The organism is Paraburkholderia sp. MM6662-R1 (genome assembly GCF_050436245.1).
GTDB lineage: Bacteria > Pseudomonadota > Gammaproteobacteria > Burkholderiales > Burkholderiaceae > Paraburkholderia > Paraburkholderia tuberum.
Genome location: NZ_JBNDLV010000001.1, coordinates 572,701 through 589,636, shown reverse-complemented (window position 1 = coordinate 589,636; position 16,936 = coordinate 572,701). Strand labels below are relative to the sequence as shown.

General features: G+C 64.7%; 15 protein-coding genes. 14 read left to right on the top strand and 1 reads right to left on the bottom strand.

Going from position 1 to position 16,936, the window contains the following annotated elements; translation table 11 throughout:
• Positions 1-517: 517 nt before the first annotated feature.
• The 12 genes from phaC (at position 518) to OKW39_RS02650 (ending at position 13,287) form a co-directional block, all read left to right on the top strand.
• On the top strand, positions 518-2,332 hold the full coding sequence (gene phaC, locus OKW39_RS02705; protein WP_429563443.1) for a class I poly(R)-hydroxyalkanoic acid synthase: 1,815 nt from the start codon (positions 518-520) through the stop codon (positions 2,330-2,332).
• Between the two features lie 196 nt (positions 2,333-2,528).
• The gene (locus OKW39_RS02700; protein WP_090805745.1) at positions 2,529-3,710 is read left to right on the top strand and encodes an acetyl-CoA C-acetyltransferase; all 1,182 of its coding nucleotides are present in this window, start codon (positions 2,529-2,531) and stop codon (positions 3,708-3,710) included.
• A 227-nt stretch (positions 3,711-3,937) separates the two neighbouring features.
• The gene (locus OKW39_RS02695; RefSeq protein ID WP_090805746.1) at positions 3,938-4,678 is read left to right on the top strand and encodes a 3-ketoacyl-ACP reductase; all 741 of its coding nucleotides are present in this window, start codon (positions 3,938-3,940) and stop codon (positions 4,676-4,678) included.
• Positions 4,679-4,815: 137 nt separating this feature from the next.
• Positions 4,816-5,442 (top strand): polyhydroxyalkanoate synthesis repressor PhaR, encoded by a 627-nt coding sequence (phaR, locus tag OKW39_RS02690; protein ID WP_429336390.1) that lies wholly within the window; start codon positions 4,816-4,818, stop codon positions 5,440-5,442.
• A gap of 273 nt (positions 5,443-5,715) precedes the next feature.
• Positions 5,716-6,759 carry a tRNA dihydrouridine synthase gene (locus OKW39_RS02685; RefSeq protein WP_090804657.1) on the top strand — a complete coding sequence of 348 codons (1,044 nt, stop codon included), beginning with the start codon at positions 5,716-5,718 and terminating at the stop codon, positions 6,757-6,759.
• Between the two features lie 81 nt (positions 6,760-6,840).
• Positions 6,841-8,235: a 30S ribosomal protein S12 methylthiotransferase RimO gene (gene rimO / locus OKW39_RS02680; RefSeq protein WP_429561995.1), complete on the top strand. Its 1,395-nt coding sequence runs from the start codon at positions 6,841-6,843 to the stop codon at positions 8,233-8,235.
• 3 nt (positions 8,236-8,238) lie between these two features.
• A complete protein-coding gene (locus OKW39_RS02675; RefSeq protein ID WP_429561994.1) occupies positions 8,239-9,189 on the top strand; it encodes a sugar kinase in 951 nt (316 codons plus the stop codon).
• A gap of 87 nt (positions 9,190-9,276) precedes the next feature.
• Positions 9,277-10,461 (top strand): beta-ketothiolase BktB, encoded by a 1,185-nt coding sequence (gene bktB / locus OKW39_RS02670; protein ID WP_429361320.1) that lies wholly within the window; start codon positions 9,277-9,279, stop codon positions 10,459-10,461.
• A gap of 63 nt (positions 10,462-10,524) precedes the next feature.
• Entirely contained in the window at positions 10,525-11,202 is a 678-nt protein-coding gene (locus tag OKW39_RS02665; protein WP_176078939.1) for a hypothetical protein, read from the top strand.
• 84 nt (positions 11,203-11,286) lie between these two features.
• Complete coding sequence (locus tag OKW39_RS02660; protein WP_429336394.1) at positions 11,287-12,471, top strand: cystathionine beta-lyase; 1,185 nt, start codon at positions 11,287-11,289, stop codon at positions 12,469-12,471.
• 183 nt (positions 12,472-12,654) lie between these two features.
• Entirely contained in the window at positions 12,655-13,104 is a 450-nt protein-coding gene (locus tag OKW39_RS02655; RefSeq protein WP_244144987.1) for a hypothetical protein, read from the top strand.
• Between the two features lie 51 nt (positions 13,105-13,155).
• On the top strand, positions 13,156-13,287 hold the full coding sequence (locus OKW39_RS02650) for a hypothetical protein (RefSeq protein ID WP_260321381.1): 132 nt from the start codon (positions 13,156-13,158) through the stop codon (positions 13,285-13,287).
• A gap of 78 nt (positions 13,288-13,365) precedes the next feature.
• Here the strand turns inward: OKW39_RS02650 and serB are convergent, their stop codons facing one another.
• On the bottom strand, positions 13,366-14,205 hold the full coding sequence (serB, locus tag OKW39_RS02645; protein WP_429561993.1) for a phosphoserine phosphatase SerB: 840 nt from the start codon (positions 14,203-14,205) through the stop codon (positions 13,366-13,368).
• A gap of 216 nt (positions 14,206-14,421) precedes the next feature.
• Between serB and OKW39_RS02640 the strand changes: the two genes are divergently transcribed.
• Entirely contained in the window at positions 14,422-15,657 is a 1,236-nt protein-coding gene (locus OKW39_RS02640; RefSeq protein ID WP_429561992.1) for a cytochrome P450, read from the top strand.
• Between the two features lie 201 nt (positions 15,658-15,858).
• Positions 15,859-16,896: a Ku protein gene (locus OKW39_RS02635; protein WP_429561991.1), complete on the top strand. Its 1,038-nt coding sequence runs from the start codon at positions 15,859-15,861 to the stop codon at positions 16,894-16,896.
• Positions 16,897-16,936 lie beyond the last annotated feature (40 nt).

The window sequence follows — 16,936 nt, the reverse complement described above, 5'->3', positions numbered from 1 at the left end:
GCGAATGCCACTGCCGACCCGTCGCTGACGGCCCGTTCCCCGGCCTTCACACGCATTTTTTGTTGCGCTGCCGGAAGGCCCGCCGATAGCGCGAATCGCCCGCCGGCTGTGTGGGCGACCGAACGAATAAATATGCTTAAGTGCCATGCGCCCTTGGAGTTTTTCGGATTTACCCGCGGCAGGGTCATTTGACTCGTTAAAGCGCGATTTGCCATACAGGGAAAACGATAATTAAAAAACTATCGCACTGCGGCAAAATCGGGAGCAAGCATTGACATGCCTTGTGATGGGGAGCAAGAATGTTCCTTCTAAGCTCCTCCTCGTTCATGGGACAGGGCGTGACGAAGTCGCGAGCAATCGCCACATGCGCACGGACCTGCCTCTCAACCCGTCCGCAAGGACTTACCGGTCAAAAGCAGGTATGGCAGCATCTCATTCCTCAGCTTCCCCCAGCACCGACTCCTCGAAGGAGCAGACGCAGCAGGCCGGTACGAGCGGTGCATCGTCAGCCGCAGGCATGCAGCAATTTCTCGACGCCTGGATGAACGCCTGGCGTTCGTTCGGCGCGCAGCCCAATGGCTCGGCATTTCAGATGCCCTCAATGCCGCAGATGCCGGACCTTGCACAGATAACGGCGGGCTTCCCGCAAATACCGGCGTTTCCCGGCATGCCCGACTTCAGCAAGCTGGCCGCCGGTGCGTTGCCGTCGTTGCCGGGGCTGAGCATTCCCACCGCCGCGATTCCGCCCGAGCGTTTGCAGAAGCTGCAGACCGACTATTCGCGCGAGGCGATGGAGCTGATCCAGCAGGCCACCACGTCGGCGATCAAGGCGCCCGAGCTCAAGGACCGGCGCTTTAGCGCGGACGCCTGGAGCGCGGCGCCCGCCTACGCGTTCACCGCCGCGTGGTATCTGCTGAACGCGCGCTATCTGCAGCAGATGGTCGATGCGCTCGATACCCAGCCGAAAACCCGCGAGCGCATTCGCTTCGCGGTCCAGCAGTGGACCGCGGCGGCCTCGCCGAGCAATTTCTTCGCGCTGAATCCCGAAGCGCAGAAAACGCTGCTCGACAGTAAAGGCGAGAGCTTGCGCCAGGGCGTGATGAACCTTCTCACCGATATGCAGCGCGGCAAGATTTCCCAAACCGACGAATCGCGTTTCGCGGTCGGCGAGAACCTCGCGAACACCGAAGGCTCGGTCGTGTTCGAGAACGATCTGCTGCAACTGATCCAGTACAAGCCGCGCACGGCGACCGTGCGCGAGCGGCCGCTCCTGATCGTGCCGCCGTGCATCAACAAGTACTACATTCTCGACCTGCAACCCGAAAACTCGCTCGTCGCGCACGGGCTCGATTCGGGCCATCAGGTGTTCCTGATTTCGTGGCGCAACGCGGATCAGTCCATCGCGCACAAGACGTGGGACGACTACGTCGGCGAGGGTGTGCTCACCTCGATCGACACCGTGCGCAAGATCAGCGGCCGCGAGCAGATCAATACGCTCGGCTTTTGCGTCGGCGGCACGATGCTCGCCACCGCGCTCGCGGTGGCTGCGGCGCGCGGCGAACATCCGGCCGCGTCGATGACGCTGCTCACCGCGATGCTCGACTTCTCCGACACGGGCGTGCTCGACGTGTTCGTCGACGAGGCGCACGTGCAGATGCGCGAGCAGAGCATCGGCGGCAAGAACGGCGCGCCGCCGGGACTGATGCGCGGCGTCGAGTTCGCGAACACGTTCTCGTTCCTGCGCCCGAACGACCTCGTGTGGAACTACGTCGTCGACAGTTACCTGAAGGGCCGCACGCCGGTACCGTTCGACCTGCTGTACTGGAACAGCGACTCGACCAGTCTGCCTGGGCCGATGTACGTCTGGTATCTGCGCAACACGTATCTCGAGAACAAGCTGCGCGAGCCCGGTGCGCTGACCACCTGCGGCGAGCCGATCGATCTGTCGAAGATCGACGTGCCGACCTTCATCTACGGTTCGCGCGAAGACCATATCGTGCCGTGGCAAACCGCGTATGCGTCGGCGCCGCTGCTGACCGGGCCGCTAAAGTTCGTGCTCGGCGCGTCGGGCCATATCGCCGGCGTGATCAATCCGCCCGCGAAGAAAAAGCGCAGCTTCTGGAAGCTCGATACCGACGCGAACACGCTGCCCGAAAGCGCGGACGAATGGTTCGACGCGGCGACCGAAGTGCCCGGCAGCTGGTGGCCGGAATGGACCGACTGGCTCGATCAGTACGGCGGCAAGAAAGTGAAGCCGCGCGCCAATTTGGGCTCCGACGAATTCCCGGTCATCGAGCCGGCGCCGGGCCGCTACGTGCGGCAACGGGAGTAGGTTCACGCACGGGTTCGACGCGCGCGTACGACATTGCTGTCGACGTCGGCATAGTGCGCAGTCGGCCGGTGCATAGGTGTTTGGCAGGTGAATGAGCGTCTGGTTGATGAAGGCGTGAGAGCAACGCAAGTTGCAACGCAATTTTTAACGTAACGGGCTGTGGCGCAGTTGGCCGGGATGCCCGGAGGATATGGAAATGACTGATGTTGTGATCGTATCGGCCGCTCGTACTGCAGTGGGCAAGTTTGGTGGGTCGCTGGCGAAGATTGCCGCACCTGAACTCGGCGCGCTCGCGGTGCGCGCCGTGCTCGAACGGGCAGGCGTGAAGCCGGAACAGGTGAGCGAAGTTATTCTGGGCCAGGTGCTGACGGCGGGCTCCGGTCAGAACCCCGCGCGTCAGGCGCTGATCAAGGCGGGTTTGCCGTCGGCCGTGCCGGGCATGACGATCAACAAGGTCTGCGGCTCAGGTCTGAAGGCCGTGATGCTCGCGGCCAACGCGATCATCGCCGGTGACGCGGACATCGTCGTGGCAGGCGGCCAGGAAAACATGAGCGCCGCGCCGCACGTGCTGCCGGGTTCGCGCGACGGTTTCCGCATGGGCGACGCGAAGCTGATCGACTCGATGATCGTCGACGGCCTGTGGGACGTCTACAACCAGTACCACATGGGCGTGACGGCCGAGAACGTCGCGAAGGAGCACGGCATCACGCGCGAACAGCAGGACGCGTTCGCGGCGCTGTCGCAGAACAAGGCGGAAGCCGCGCAGAAGGCGGGGCGCTTCAACGACGAAATCGTGCCGGTCGAGATTCCGCAACGCAAGGGCGAGCCGCTGCGCTTCACCACCGACGAATTCGTGCGTCATGGCGTGACGGCCGAATCACTCGCGAGCCTGAAGCCGGCGTTCTCGAAGGAAGGCACGGTCACGGCGGCCAACGCATCGGGTCTGAACGACGGCGCAGCCGCGGTGCTCGTGATGTCGCTGAAAAAAGCGGAAGCGCTCGGCCTCACGCCGCTCGCGCGCATCAAGGCATACGCGAACGCGGGTGTCGATCCGAAGGTGATGGGTATGGGCCCGGTACCGGCTTCGCGCCGTTGCCTCGAGCGCGCGGGCTGGACGCCGGCCGATCTCGACCTGATGGAAATCAACGAAGCGTTTGCCGCGCAGGCGCTCGCCGTGCACAAGCAGATGGGCTGGGACACGTCGAAGATCAACGTGAACGGCGGCGCGATCGCGATCGGCCACCCGATCGGCGCGTCCGGTTGCCGGATTCTCGTCACGCTGCTGCACGAAATGCAGAAGCGCGATGCGAAGAAGGGTCTGGCGTCGCTGTGTATCGGCGGCGGCATGGGTGTCGCGCTCGCGGTCGAGCGCGTTTAAAGTACGCTGGGTACGCCGCGCGCATTCGTGACCGGTCGCGCGCGGTCTTCGCCGGCACAGGCAGCTGGCCGCGCGGCACGCCAACTGGCGGCGCGGCGCGTTGCAACAGGTGACTCGTGTCGGCAGTGCGCGTTGCCAGACGGTCGCCCGGCGGCAACGCGAACCAGCATCAGGCGAGGCACGAGGCCGCCGGCAGGCGCCTCGACAACGATAACGGAGTGTGGTTTATGACACAGCGAATTGCGTACGTAACGGGCGGCATGGGCGGCATCGGCACCAGCATCTGCCAGCGTCTGCACAAGGAAGGCTTCAGGGTGATCGCCGGCTGCGGCCCGAATTCGCCGCGCCGTGCGAAGTGGCTCGACGAGCAGAAGGTACTCGGCTACGACTTCGTCGCCTCCGAGGGTAACGTCGGTGACTGGCAATCGACCAAGGATGCATTCGACAAGGTCAAGGCCGAAGTCGGCGAGATCGACGTGCTGGTCAACAATGCCGGCATCACGCGCGACGTCGTGTTCCGCAAGATGACGCACGAAGACTGGACGGCGGTGATCGACACCAATCTGACCAGCCTGTTCAACGTCACCAAGCAGGTGATCGACGGCATGGTCGAGCGTGGCTTTGGCCGGGTGATCAACATTTCGTCGGTGAACGGCCAGAAGGGCCAGTTCGGCCAGACCAATTATTCGACCGCGAAGGCCGGCATTCACGGCTTTACGATGTCGCTCGCGCAGGAAGTGGCGACCAAGGGCGTGACGGTCAACACCGTGTCGCCGGGCTACATCGGCACCGACATGGTCAAGGCGATCCGCCCGGACGTGCTGGAAAAAATCGTCGCGACGATTCCGGTGCGCCGCCTCGGTCAGCCGGACGAAATCGGCTCGATCGTCGCGTGGCTTGCGTCGGAAGAATCGGGCTTCGCCACGGGTGCCGATTTTTCGCTGAACGGCGGCTTGCATATGGGCTGAGCCATCGGCGCGCCGGACCGGAAGGCGGCGCGCTTCGGCTCAGATGGTTTCGCCGGCGTCCCGGCTGCGCAATGGATCCCGTTGCACAGCCCGGACGCCGTTTCCGCGTTTGCTTAACTCGAGCTTAAAGGCGTTACATGACTACTACTACAAAGAAAACGGCCGAACGACTGATCAAGAAATATCCGAATCGTCGGCTCTACGACACCGAGACGAGTACCTACATCACGCTGACTGATGTGAAGCAACTCGTGCTCGATCAGGAAGATTTCAAGGTGATCGATGCCAAAAGCAACGAGGACCTGACGCGCTCGATCCTGCTGCAGATCATTCTCGAAGAAGAGAGCGGCGGCCTGCCGATGTTCTCGTCGTCGATGCTGTCGCAGATCATCCGGTTCTACGGTCATGCGATGCAAGGCATGATGGGCACGTATCTGGAAAAGAACATCCAGGCCTTCATCGACATTCAGGCGAAGCTTGCCGACCAGTCGAAGAATCTCTATGAAGGCAAGGCGATGAACCCCGAAGTCTGGTCGCAGTTCATGAACATGCAGGCGCCGATGATGCAGGGCATGATGACCAGCTACATCGAGCAATCGAAGAACATGTTCGTGCAGATGCAGGAGCAGATGCAGAATCAGGCGAAGACCATGTTCGCCACGTTCCCGTTTACGCCGGGCGGCGCGGTCAATGCGAGCAATGCGAGCAATGCGAGCAATGCGCCGGCCACGCCGCAGGCCAATCCGGAGACGGAGAAGAAGTGAAGGAGTGAATGGCGGCGAGCTCGCGGGAGTGCAGCCGCCGACGCGCTACAATGGCGGCCCGCGCGGGGGGACGCTGTTCCGTCGGAACCGGATTCCGGCCGCGGCTCGATATCCGTTGCGTCCACTGCCGGCACACCGCTGCTTGCGCCGTTACCGTTTCTTCCGCTGGACCCGTCCTATGTTTCAGACCGTCTCCCTGATCGCGTCAGCGTCTTCCGTTGCGAAGGCCGCGCGGATCATTCTGCTCTGACCCGCCGTTCACCCACGCCGCTCATGAGCCGGCTGTTTCTCGCCCCGATGGAAGGGCTCGCTGACTATGTGCTGCGCGACGTGCTGACGAGCGCGGGCGCTTTCGACGGCTGCGTGTCCGAGTTCATCCGCATCACAGGCTCGCTGCTGCCAACCCGCGTCTACGAGCGCGAGGCGCCCGAAATCCTGCACGCGAGCGTGACCGCCAGCGGCACGCCGATGGTGATCCAGCTGCTCGGCAGCGATCCCGAGTGGATGGCACGCAATGCCGCGTACGCGGCCATGCTGTCGCCCTACGGTATCGACCTGAACTTCGGCTGTCCCGCCAAAGTCGTCAATCAGCACGGCGGCGGCGCGATGCTGCTCGCGAACCCGAAGTTGCTGAACCAGATCGTCTCGGCCGTGCGCGCCGCGGTGCCTGCCGATATCGCGGTGACGGCAAAAATGCGCCTCGGCGTGTCCGACACGTCGCAGGCGATCGAATGCGCGCAGGCGCTCGCGGACGGCGGCGCGGCCTCGCTCGTCGTGCATGCGCGCACGCGCGACGACCGCTATCGGCCGCCTGCGCACTGGGAGTGGATCGCGCGCATCGACGACGCCGTCGACGTGCCCGTCATCGCGAACGGCGAAGTCTGGACGGTGGCGGACTGGCAGCGTTGCCGCTCGGTCAGCGGCTGCGCGGACGTGATGATCGGGCGCGGCGCCGTGTCGGATCCGTTCCTCGCGCAGCGAATCCGCGGGCTCGTCGACCCGTGTCCATCTGCCGACGAATGGCAGCAGGTGCTGGGTTCGATCGTCGGCTACATGAACAAGCTGCGGGCGCATGGCACGCTGACCCATGAGCACGGCCGCGTCAAGAAGTGGCTCAGCTACCTGCAGCGGACCTGGCCGCAAGCCGCCGAACTGCATGCGGCGATCCGGCGAGTGCAGGACTCTGACGAAATTCTTACGGTAATCGGCCAGGCGCTGGCGGCCGGAGACGCGTCGGCGCCCACGCGTCAGCACCTTTCCAGCGACGAAAATAGTGAGCTGAATCAACCCGGTCCTGCCGAACCCATCCCGGTTTGAAGACTAGAATTCAAAGACTTACGAGCGGTGGCGGTGGCGAACCGCTACAATTCAGGGTTTAACGTCTTCAAGCGGTTCCCCATGTCTTCCACCCCCTCGAACGCTCCGGCCGGGCCGGGCGCCACGCCGAAAGTCGGCTTCGTCTCTCTCGGCTGCCCCAAGGCCCTCGTCGATTCCGAGCAGATCATCACCCAGTTGCGCGCCGAAGGCTACGAAATCTCCGGCACCTATGACGGCGCGGACCTCGTGGTCGTCAACACCTGCGGCTTCATCGACGAAGCCGTGCAGGAAAGCCTCGACGCGATCGGCGAAGCGCTCAACGAAAACGGCAAGGTGATCGTCACCGGCTGCCTCGGCGCGAAGAAGAGCGCGAGCGGTTCAGGGCTGATCGAGGAAGTGCATCCGAAGGTACTCGCCGTAACCGGCCCACACGCGCTCGGCGAGGTGATGCAGGCGGTGCACAGCCATCTGCCGAAGCCGCACGATCCGTTCGTCGATCTGGTGCCCGCCGCGGGCGTCAAGCTCACGCCGCGCCACTACGCGTACCTGAAGATTTCCGAAGGCTGCAATCACCGCTGCACGTTCTGCATCATCCCGTCGATGCGCGGCGATCTGGTGTCGCGCCCGGTCGCGGAAGTGATGCTCGAAGCGGAGAACCTGTTCAAGTCCGGCGTGAAGGAACTGCTCGTGATCTCGCAGGACACGAGCGCATATGGCGTCGACGTCAAATACCGCACCGGTTTCTGGAACGGCAAGCCGATCAAGACGCGCATGACGGATCTGGTCGCCGCGCTCGGCGAACTCGCCGCGCAATATGGTGCGTGGGTGCGCCTGCATTACGTGTATCCGTATCCGAGCGTCGACGAAGTGATTCCGATGATGGCCGAGGGTCCGTACAAGGGCCACGTGCTGCCGTATCTCGACGTGCCGTTCCAGCACGCACATCCGGAAGTGCTGAAGCGCATGAAGCGCCCGGCCAACGCCGAGAAGGTGATGGAGCGCGTCAAGGCCTGGCGCGAGACCTGCCCCGATCTGACGATCCGCAGCACGTTCATCGCCGGCTTTCCGGGCGAGACCGAAGAGCAGTTCGAGACACTGCTCGATTTCATCCGCGAGGCGGAGCTCGATCGCGTCGGCTGTTTCGCGTATTCGCCGGTCGAAGGCGCGAGCGCGAATGAACTCGACGGCGCGCTGCCCGATGAAGTGCGTGAGGAACGTCGCGCGCGCTTCATGGAAGTGGCCGAGCAGGTGTCGGCCAAGCGCATCGCGAGGAAGGTCGGCAAGACACTGAAGGTGCTCGTCGACGAAATCAACGCGGACGGCGGCATCGGCCGCACCGCGGCGGATGCGCCGGAGATCGACGGCGTCGTCTATATCGCGCCGTCCGCCAAGGCGTCGAAGCGCTACAAGGTCGGCGATTTCGTATCGGTGAAGATCACCGGCGCGGACGGCCACGATTTGTGGGGCGAGGTCTAAGCGATGACGCACAGCGCGGCCGCACAGCCTGAAGCTCACACACCGGACATCCTCGCGCTCGGCGAGGCGATGATCGAATTCAACCAGTCGGCGAAGGATCAACCGAACTACTTGCAAGGCTTCGGCGGCGACACGTCGAACTTCTGCATTGCGGCCGCGCGCCAGGGTGCGAGGACCGGTTTCGTGTCGGCGGTCGGCGCCGATCATTTCGGACGCCTGCTGGTCGATCTGTGGGAGCGCGAGCAGGTCGACACGTCGTTCGTGCGCATCGATGCGCAAGCGTCGACCGGCGTCTATTTCGTGTCTCACGGCCCCAACGGCCACGCGTTCGACTATCTGCGCGCGGGCTCGGCGGCGAGCCGCTATGCACCCGCCGATCTGCCGCGCGACGCGCTCGCGGCGGCGAAGGTCGTCCATCTGTCCGGCATCAGTCTCGCGATCAGCGTCAGCGCCTGCGACGCCGCGCTCGAAGCGATCGCGCATGCGCGCGCGAATGGCGCGCGCGTGAGCTTCGACACCAATCTGCGTCTTAAGCTGTGGCCGCTGGCGCGGGCGCGCGCGGTGATGCTCGAGGCGATCCGCCAGACTGACATCTGCCTGCCGAGCTGGGACGATGTGACCGAACTGACGGGGCTGACCGGCCGTGACGAGATCGTCGATTTTCTGCTGTCGCATGGTCCGGGCGTGATCGCGCTGAAGCTCGGCAAGGACGGCTCGTATATCGCGACGCCGAACGAGCGGCGCGTCGTGCCGGGCCATGTCGTCGACGCGGTCGATGCGACCGGCGCCGGCGACTGCTTCGGCGGCGCCTTTATCGCGCGCATCGTCGCGGGCGACGATCCATTTGCCGCCGCGCGTTACGCGAACGTTGCCGCCGCGCTGTCCACGCAAGGTTATGGCGCGGTCGCGCCGATTCCGTCGCGCGAGACAGTCGAGCGGCGGCTGGCGAACTAGGTTTTACGTAAGCCGCGCGCGGCGCAGCATGGCCCGCGCTGGTGCAATCATCCAGGCAGACTGGAGAGACAACAGGAGGGACAAGCGATGCAACGGGACGTAGTGGTGGTAAGTGGTGTGCGCACGGCAATCGGCACGTTCGGCGGCAGCCTGAAGGATTTCGCGCCGACCGATCTCGGCGCGCGCGTGGTGCGCGAAGTGCTCGAGCGCGCGAGCGTGTCGGGCGACGAAGTCGAACACGTCGTGTTCGGCAACGTCGTGCACACCGAGCCGAAAGACATGTATCTCGCGCGCGTCGCGGCAATCAACGGCGGGGTCGCGCAGCATACGCCCGCGCTGACCGTGAACCGGCTGTGCGGCTCGGGCTTGCAGGCCATCGTGTCGGCCGCGCAAAGCGTGCTGCTCGGCGATGCCGATATCGCGATCGGCGGCGGCGCTGAAAACATGAGCCGCGCGCCTTACTCGATGCCGGCCGCGCGCTTCGGACAGCGCATGGGCGACGCGCGTCTCGTCGACATGATGGTCGGCGCGCTCAACGATCCTTTCCAGTCGATCCACATGGGCGTGACCGCCGAGAACGTCGCGCGCAAGTACGAGATCTCGCGCGACGCGCAGGACGCGCTCGCGCTCGAGTCGCATCGTCGCGCGGCCCACGCGATCACGAGCGGCTACTTCAAGGAACAGATTCTGCCGATCACGATTGCGTCGAAGAAGGGCGACGTCGTGTTCGACACCGACGAGCACGCGCGGCTGAACGCAACCGCGGAAGACTTCTCGAAGCTGAAGCCGGTGTTCGTAAAGGACAACGGCACGGTGACGGCGGGCAACGCGTCGGGCATCAACGACGCGGCCGCGGCCGTCGTGCTGATGGAGCGTAGCGTCGCCGAGCGGCGCGGCGTGAAGCCGTTGGCGCGACTCGTGTCGTACGCGCATGCGGGCGTCGATCCCGCGTACATGGGCATCGGCCCGGTGCCGGCGAGTCGCAAGGCGCTCGAGCGGGCGGGTCTCACGGTCGCCGATCTCGACGTGATCGAGGCCAACGAGGCCTTCGCCGCGCAGGCCTGCGCGGTCAGCAAGGAGCTCGGCTTCGATCCGGCCAAGGTCAATCCGAACGGCTCGGGCATTTCGCTCGGCCATCCGATCGGCGCGACCGGCGCGCTGATCACCGTGAAGGCGCTGTACGAGCTGCAGCGCATCGGCGGGCGCTATGCACTCGTCACGATGTGCATCGGCGGCGGGCAGGGGATCGCGGCGGTTTTCGAGCGTCTGTGACCGCGCACGGCAGGCCGGCGCGATATAGGTGGCAAGCAGGAACCAGCAACAAGGATCGACGGGATGCAGGAAGCGAAAGTGACGAAGGGTTCGGCAACCCGCACGGCAACGCACGCCTTGCGCCGGCGCGCCGGCGTGGTGGTGAGCGCCGCCGCGCTGTTGTGTACGGGCACGGTGCTGTGGATGCCGTCGCAGGCGTGGGCGGAAAGCGATGCGGTCAAGGAACTGGCCGCGCCGCCGCCGATCCAGTTGCCGCTGAAACCGAGCCCCGAGTTCGCGAAGTTTCCGCGCTACGTGGGCACGCTCGGCGCGCGGCCGATCGTGCTGCGGCTCGGGCCCAAGACCGACGATCCATCTGGCGTGCACGGCGAGTATCAGTACACCGATAGCGGCGAGGTGATTCTGATCGCCGGCGATCGCGACGGCGATACGCTCGAAGTCGAGGAATCGAACGACGGCACGCATATCACCGGCAACTGGGTCGGCAAGTTCGCGGCGGACGGCTCGCTCGAAGGCGACCGCATGAACGTCGACGATTCGAACCCTCAGGAATTCAACCTGAAGCCGCTGGCGGCAGGGCAGGCGGTGCCGTTGGCCGGTTCGGCCGGCGGTGCGGCGACGAGGCCTGCAGCCCCCTCACCGCAACCGGCCGGGGCCAACGGCGCGGCGGCTCCCGCGCCGGCACCCGCTGCCGGCGGGCACCCAGTGGGCGGCGTCAGCAACCTGCAAACGGGCTACTGATGCGCACGCGCGCCGGGCATCCGGAATCGCGCAGCGCGGCCGTTGCTTCAGGCTCGCTTGACTATGTTTTTCACCGAGCTTCACATGACTGAATCCACATTCAAACATGGCCTGCAGACCCGCATCGTGCGTGCCGAGGACCAGATCACGCCGGGCTTCGAATCGTTCTCGACGCCCGTCACGCGCGCGTCGACGGTGGTGTTTCCCGACCTCGCCGCGATGCGCGCGCTCGACTGGAAAAACGACGCGCAATGGCGCTACGGCCTGCATGCGACGCCGACGCAGATCGCGCTCGCTCAGCGCCTCGCCGCGATCGAGGGCGGCAATCATGCGCTGCTGCAGCCGTCGGGGCTGTCGTCGATCTCGAACGTCTACTTCGGCCTCGTGAAGGCCGGCGACGACGTGCTGATTCCCGATAACGTGTACTCGCCGAACCGCGACCACGGCGACTGGCTCGCGCGCGATTTCGGTATCACGGCGCGCTACTACGATCCGCTGATCGGCGCGGGCATCGCCAGTCTGATCCAGCCGAACACGCGCCTGATCTGGATCGAGGCGCCCGGCTCGGTGACGATGGAAGTGCCCGACGTACCGGCCATCACGGCGGCGGCGCGCGCGCGCAAGGTCGTCACCGCGATCGACAACACGTGGTCCGCGGGCCTCGCGTTCCGGCCGTTCGACCACGGCGTCGACATCTCGGTGCAGGCGCTGACCAAATACCAATCGGGCGGCGGCGACGTGCTGATGGGCGCGACGATCACGGTCGACCACGACGTGCATGTGAAGCTGAAGGCGGCGCGCATGCGCATGGGCATCGGCGTGTCCTCGGACGACTGCTCGCTGATCCTGCGCAGCCTGCCGAGTATGCAGTTGCGTTTCGCGCAGCACGATCGCGTGGCGCTGTCGCTCGCGACGTGGTTGAAGAGCCGGCCGGAAGTCGTCGCGGTGTTGCATCCGGCGCTCGGTGACTGTCCGGGGCACGAAGTGTACAAGCGCGATTTCAGCGGCGCGGGCGGACTGTTCTCGGTGGTGTTCGACGAACGGTACAGCGCGGCGCGGATCGACACGTTTTGCGAGTCGCTCGAACTGTTTTCGCTCGGCTGGAGCTGGGGCGGCGCGCATAGCCTCGCGATGCCGTACGACATCGCGTCGATGCGCACTGCGGCGCAGTGGCCGCGTCGCGGCACGTTGGTGCGCTTCTATATCGGTCTGGAAGACGAGGCGGACCTGCGTGCGGATATCGAGCAGAGCCTGGCCAAGCTGGCTTAACACGCGTTAGCCCTGTTCGACACGTTGTTCGAGAAGCCCGCCGGGATGTGTTCCCGGCGGGCTTTTTTGTTGCCCTGAGTATCAGGCAGACCCGACCGTTCGGCCGAATGTTCGATGCCGCGGCGCGACGCTACGATCGTGTGCTTGACGGATAACGTTGCGGCGCTCGGGGGAGGGGCTTGGATGAATCTTTTCTTCTGGCTGTTGCTGAACCTTGCGGTGCCGATTGCCGGGCCGATCTTTACGCTCGCGCTCGTCGCGCCCGCGTATGGCTGGCGCGTTGCCAGGACGATGATTGCGGCGTCGGTCAAGGACGGGCAACTGTTCTGGTGTGCGATCGGACTTTGCGCCGCCGCGATTTATGAGGCGGTGATGGCCTTGGAGCAGGGCAGCGTGGAGACGTCGATGCTTGCGTTGGGGATCGTTGGGTTCTGCGGGTTGGCGTTCGCCTGTTCCATAGCCGTGATGGCGTGCTTACTCAAGGTGCGGCGGGACGGCTTCGCCATCGTTATCGATCACCGGCAGACCGAGTCCGTGGTTGGCGCGCTATCACGTGGGGCGATAGGCACGTCAATTTTCATGACCTGCCTGGCGGCGCTTCTATCCGCGGCCCTGCACATTTACCTCAATTAGTTTTATTGGATAGTGCAGCTCTTATACTTGTTCTGTCTTGTGGAGGAGCTTATGAAACAATTTATCCTGTCATTGGAAATAGGCAAAAATCACGATCGCATCATGAAGGGCGTATTGATCTTCAGCATCCTGATTTCCATCGGCATGTTCGCGCTGTTCTTGCCGGCCATTTTCAACAGATAACGCAACGGTTCGCGCGGCTCGCTAGCGCGTCGGTCGTTGTGCCGACGCGAGCGATAACGGATCCCTCGAGCGCCAGCCTCAAACCAACCGCAACAAACCGTCCAGTCCAACGAAATTGAACGACACGCTGGCTGCTTCCCGCACCACCGGCTTCGCCCGGAATGCAACGGAGAGTCCCGCTTCGGCCATCATTTTCAGGTCGTTCGAGCCGTCGCCCATCGCAATTGCGCGCGACGGTTCGATGCCGAGCGTCGCGCAGGTTTCGCGCAGCGTGCGCGCTTTCACCTCGGCATTGACGATTTCGCCCATCACATTGCCGGTCAGCTTGCCGTCGATAATTTCAAGCGTGTTCGCGCGCGTGAAATCGAGCCCAAGGCGCGTCTTCAGCTTCGCGGTGAAGAACGTGAAGCCGCCCGACACGAGCAGCGTTTTCAGGCCCGCCTGTTTCGCGCCGGCCAGCATGCGTTCGGCGCCCGGCGACAACCGCAGCCGCTCCTCGTACACGCGCTCGAGCGCGCTGGCGTCGAGCCCTTTCAGCAGCGCGACCCGACGAATCAGGCTCTCGTTGAAGTCCTTGATCTCGCCGCGCATCGCAGCCTCGGTGATCGCCGCGACTTCGGCTTTGATCCCGCAGAAATCGGCGATTTCGTCGATGCACTCGATCGTGATCAGCGTCGAATCCATGTCCATCGCGACGAGGCCGAAGTCGCTCAACTGGCGGCCGGTTTCGACAAACGCGTAGTCGAGTCGATGCGCATAGCAATACGCTTCGACGTCGGCGCGTTGCGCGAGGTTCGCGCCGGCGATGCGAATCGCGTGCTCGTCGATGACGGCGGCGTGCGAGCCGCGTGCGAGCGCGACGAGCGTTTTGTGGTGGTCGGCGCAAAGGGGGGCGACGCTTTGAATGACGAGGTTCATGGACGACCGGTGACGCGGGAAGAAAGAGGCGCGTGGCGCGCGGAAAATCCCGCTATTGTATCGGTTCTGTGCGTTGGCCCGTCGCCTGCGGCTGGTCGTCGCGTTGGCTGAACCCGGCGTCCGGCGCATCGCCGTAACGGAGCAGGCCGAACGAATACGCTCACACGAACCCACCACCCCACCCTGGCGCAACAAGACGCCCCACGGAGACAACGCATGACCCCGGCAACCGCCAGCGAGGCATCCTCCCTTGCCCGCGACTTCGATCTGCGTCATCTGAGCCCGGCGTTCTACGCCGATCCCTATCCGGTCTATCACGCACTGCGCAGCTATGAGCCAATCCGGCGCATGCCGGACGGCTCGTTGTTCCTGACGCGCTTTCGCGACGTGCAGGCGGTCTACCGCGACCCCAAGACCTTCAGCTCCGACAAGACCGTCGAGTTCCGCCCGAAATACGGCGACTTTCTGCTCTACGCGCATCACACCACGAGTCTCGTGTTCAACGATCCACCGCGCCATACGCGGGTGCGCAAGCTGATCGCCGGCGCGCTGACCGCGCGCGCGATCGCGGCGATGGAGCCCGCGCTGATCCGGCTCGTCGACGGCCTGCTCGATGCGGCCGCGCAGCGCGGGCGTATCGATCTGATCGGCGAATTCGCGTCGGCGATTCCGGTCGAGGTCATCGGCAATCTGCTCGAGGTGCCGCACGATGAACGCGCGCCGTTGCGCGACTGGTCGCTCGCGATACTGGGCGCGCTCGAGCCGTCGCTGACCGACGCGCAGTTCGAGCGTGGCAATCGCGCGGTCAGCGAATTCGTCGACTATCTGCGCGGCCTCGTCGCACGACGCCGCCGCGAGCCGGGCGATCCGCAGCACGACGTGCTGACGCGGCTGATCCAGGGGGAGGGGCCGCACGAGCAGCTATCTGAAGCCGAACTGCTGCAGAACTGCATTTTCATCCTGAACGCCGGGCATGAAACGACCACCAACCTGATCGGCAACGGACTCGTCACGCTGAGCGAGTGGTCTGACGAGCGTGCCGCGCTGCTGCGCGAGCCGGAGTTGATCGGCACCGCGGTCGAGGAGTGCCTGCGCTTCGAGAGTTCGAACCAACTCGGCAATCGCATGGCCACCGTCGATACCGAGATCGGCGGCGTCGCGCTCGCGCGCGGCACGCCGGTCACGCTGTGCATCGGCGCGGCCAATCGCGATCCCGAGCAGTTTGCCGAGCCGGACCGCTTCGATATCCGCCGCGACCCGAACCGGCATCTCGCGTTCGGGTTCGGGATTCATCAGTGCGCGGGTCTGTCGCTGGCGCGGCTGGAGGCGCGGATTGCGATCGGGCGCTTCGTGCAGCGCTTCCCGGCGTATCGCGTCGATGGTGAGCCGACGCGGGGCGCTCGCGTGCGGTTTCGCGGGTTTGCGTCGGTACCGGTCCTGCTCGAGCCTTGATGCGGGCGCCGCATAGACCGCGCGCACCAGGAAAACCGTAGGTTTTGCCGCCTCGTCGCAAGACTTACAACCCCATGACGGCACACCGCCGAGCCGACCCGCTCCTGCTTTACGCGTGGCGGCAGTGTCGAGCGCGCCGAAACGCGGGCACGCTTGCTGCTTCGCCTGAGATCTCAGGGCCATGGGACAGGGGAGCGCGCGATGGCACACATGATCTGGAAGGGCGCAATCAGTTTCGGGCTCGTCCACGTACCGGTGCAGCTTTATCCGGCGACGCAGTCGGAGAAGGTCGGCTTCAATCTGCTCGACAAGCGCACGATCGATCCGATCGGCTACAAGCAGTTCAACAAGCGGACCGGCAAGGACGTGACCCGCGACAACATCGTGCGCGGCTTCGAGTACGAGAAGGATCACTACGTCGTGCTGTCTGACGACGAAATCCGCTCGGCGAACCCCGAGTCGACGCAGACGGTCGACATCCTCGCGTTCGTCGACGCCCCCGACATCTCGTTTCTCTATCTCGATACGCCGTATTTCCTGACGCCCGACCGCAAGGGTGAAAAAGTCTATGCGCTATTGCGCGAGGCGATGACGGCGTCGGGCAAGATCGGCGTCGCCAGTGTCGTGCTGCACAACAAGCAGCATCTGGCGGCGCTGATTCCGCTCGGTCCGATGCTCGCGCTGAACACGCTGCGCTGGGCCGACGAGGTGCGCAATTTCGACGAATTCAACGTGCCGCCCGAAGGCATGAAGGCCGCCGGCGTGACGGCGAAAGAACTCGACATGGCGAAAAAGCTGATCGACGACATGAGCGAGACGTGGGACCCGATGCAGTATCACGATACGTTTCGCGACGACATCATGGCGCTCGTCGAGCGCAAGATCCAGGCGGGCAAGACCGAGGAGGTCGTCGAGGTCGAAACGCCGCACGAGTCGCGCAAGTCCGCCGACATTCTCGACCTGTCCGATCTGCTGCGCCGCAGTCTTGGCCGCGGCAAGGGCAAGCAGGCCGCCACGGGCCGCAAGCGCGCCGCCGACGAGGACGAGGATCAGAGCGATAGCGAGGCCGAGTCCGATGAAGAGGCGGCCGCGCCCGCGCGCAAAAAGCCGCGCGCGGCAAGCACGGCGCGCAGTCGCAGCGGTAGCGGCGGCAGCGGCGGCAGCGGCGGCAGCGGCGGGAGCGGGCGCGCGACGTCGAAAACCACCGCAACGTCCCGCAAACGGCGCGCGGCGGCCTGAGCGCGCGGCCGAGCCGTCTATGGCACCAAACGCACCGGAG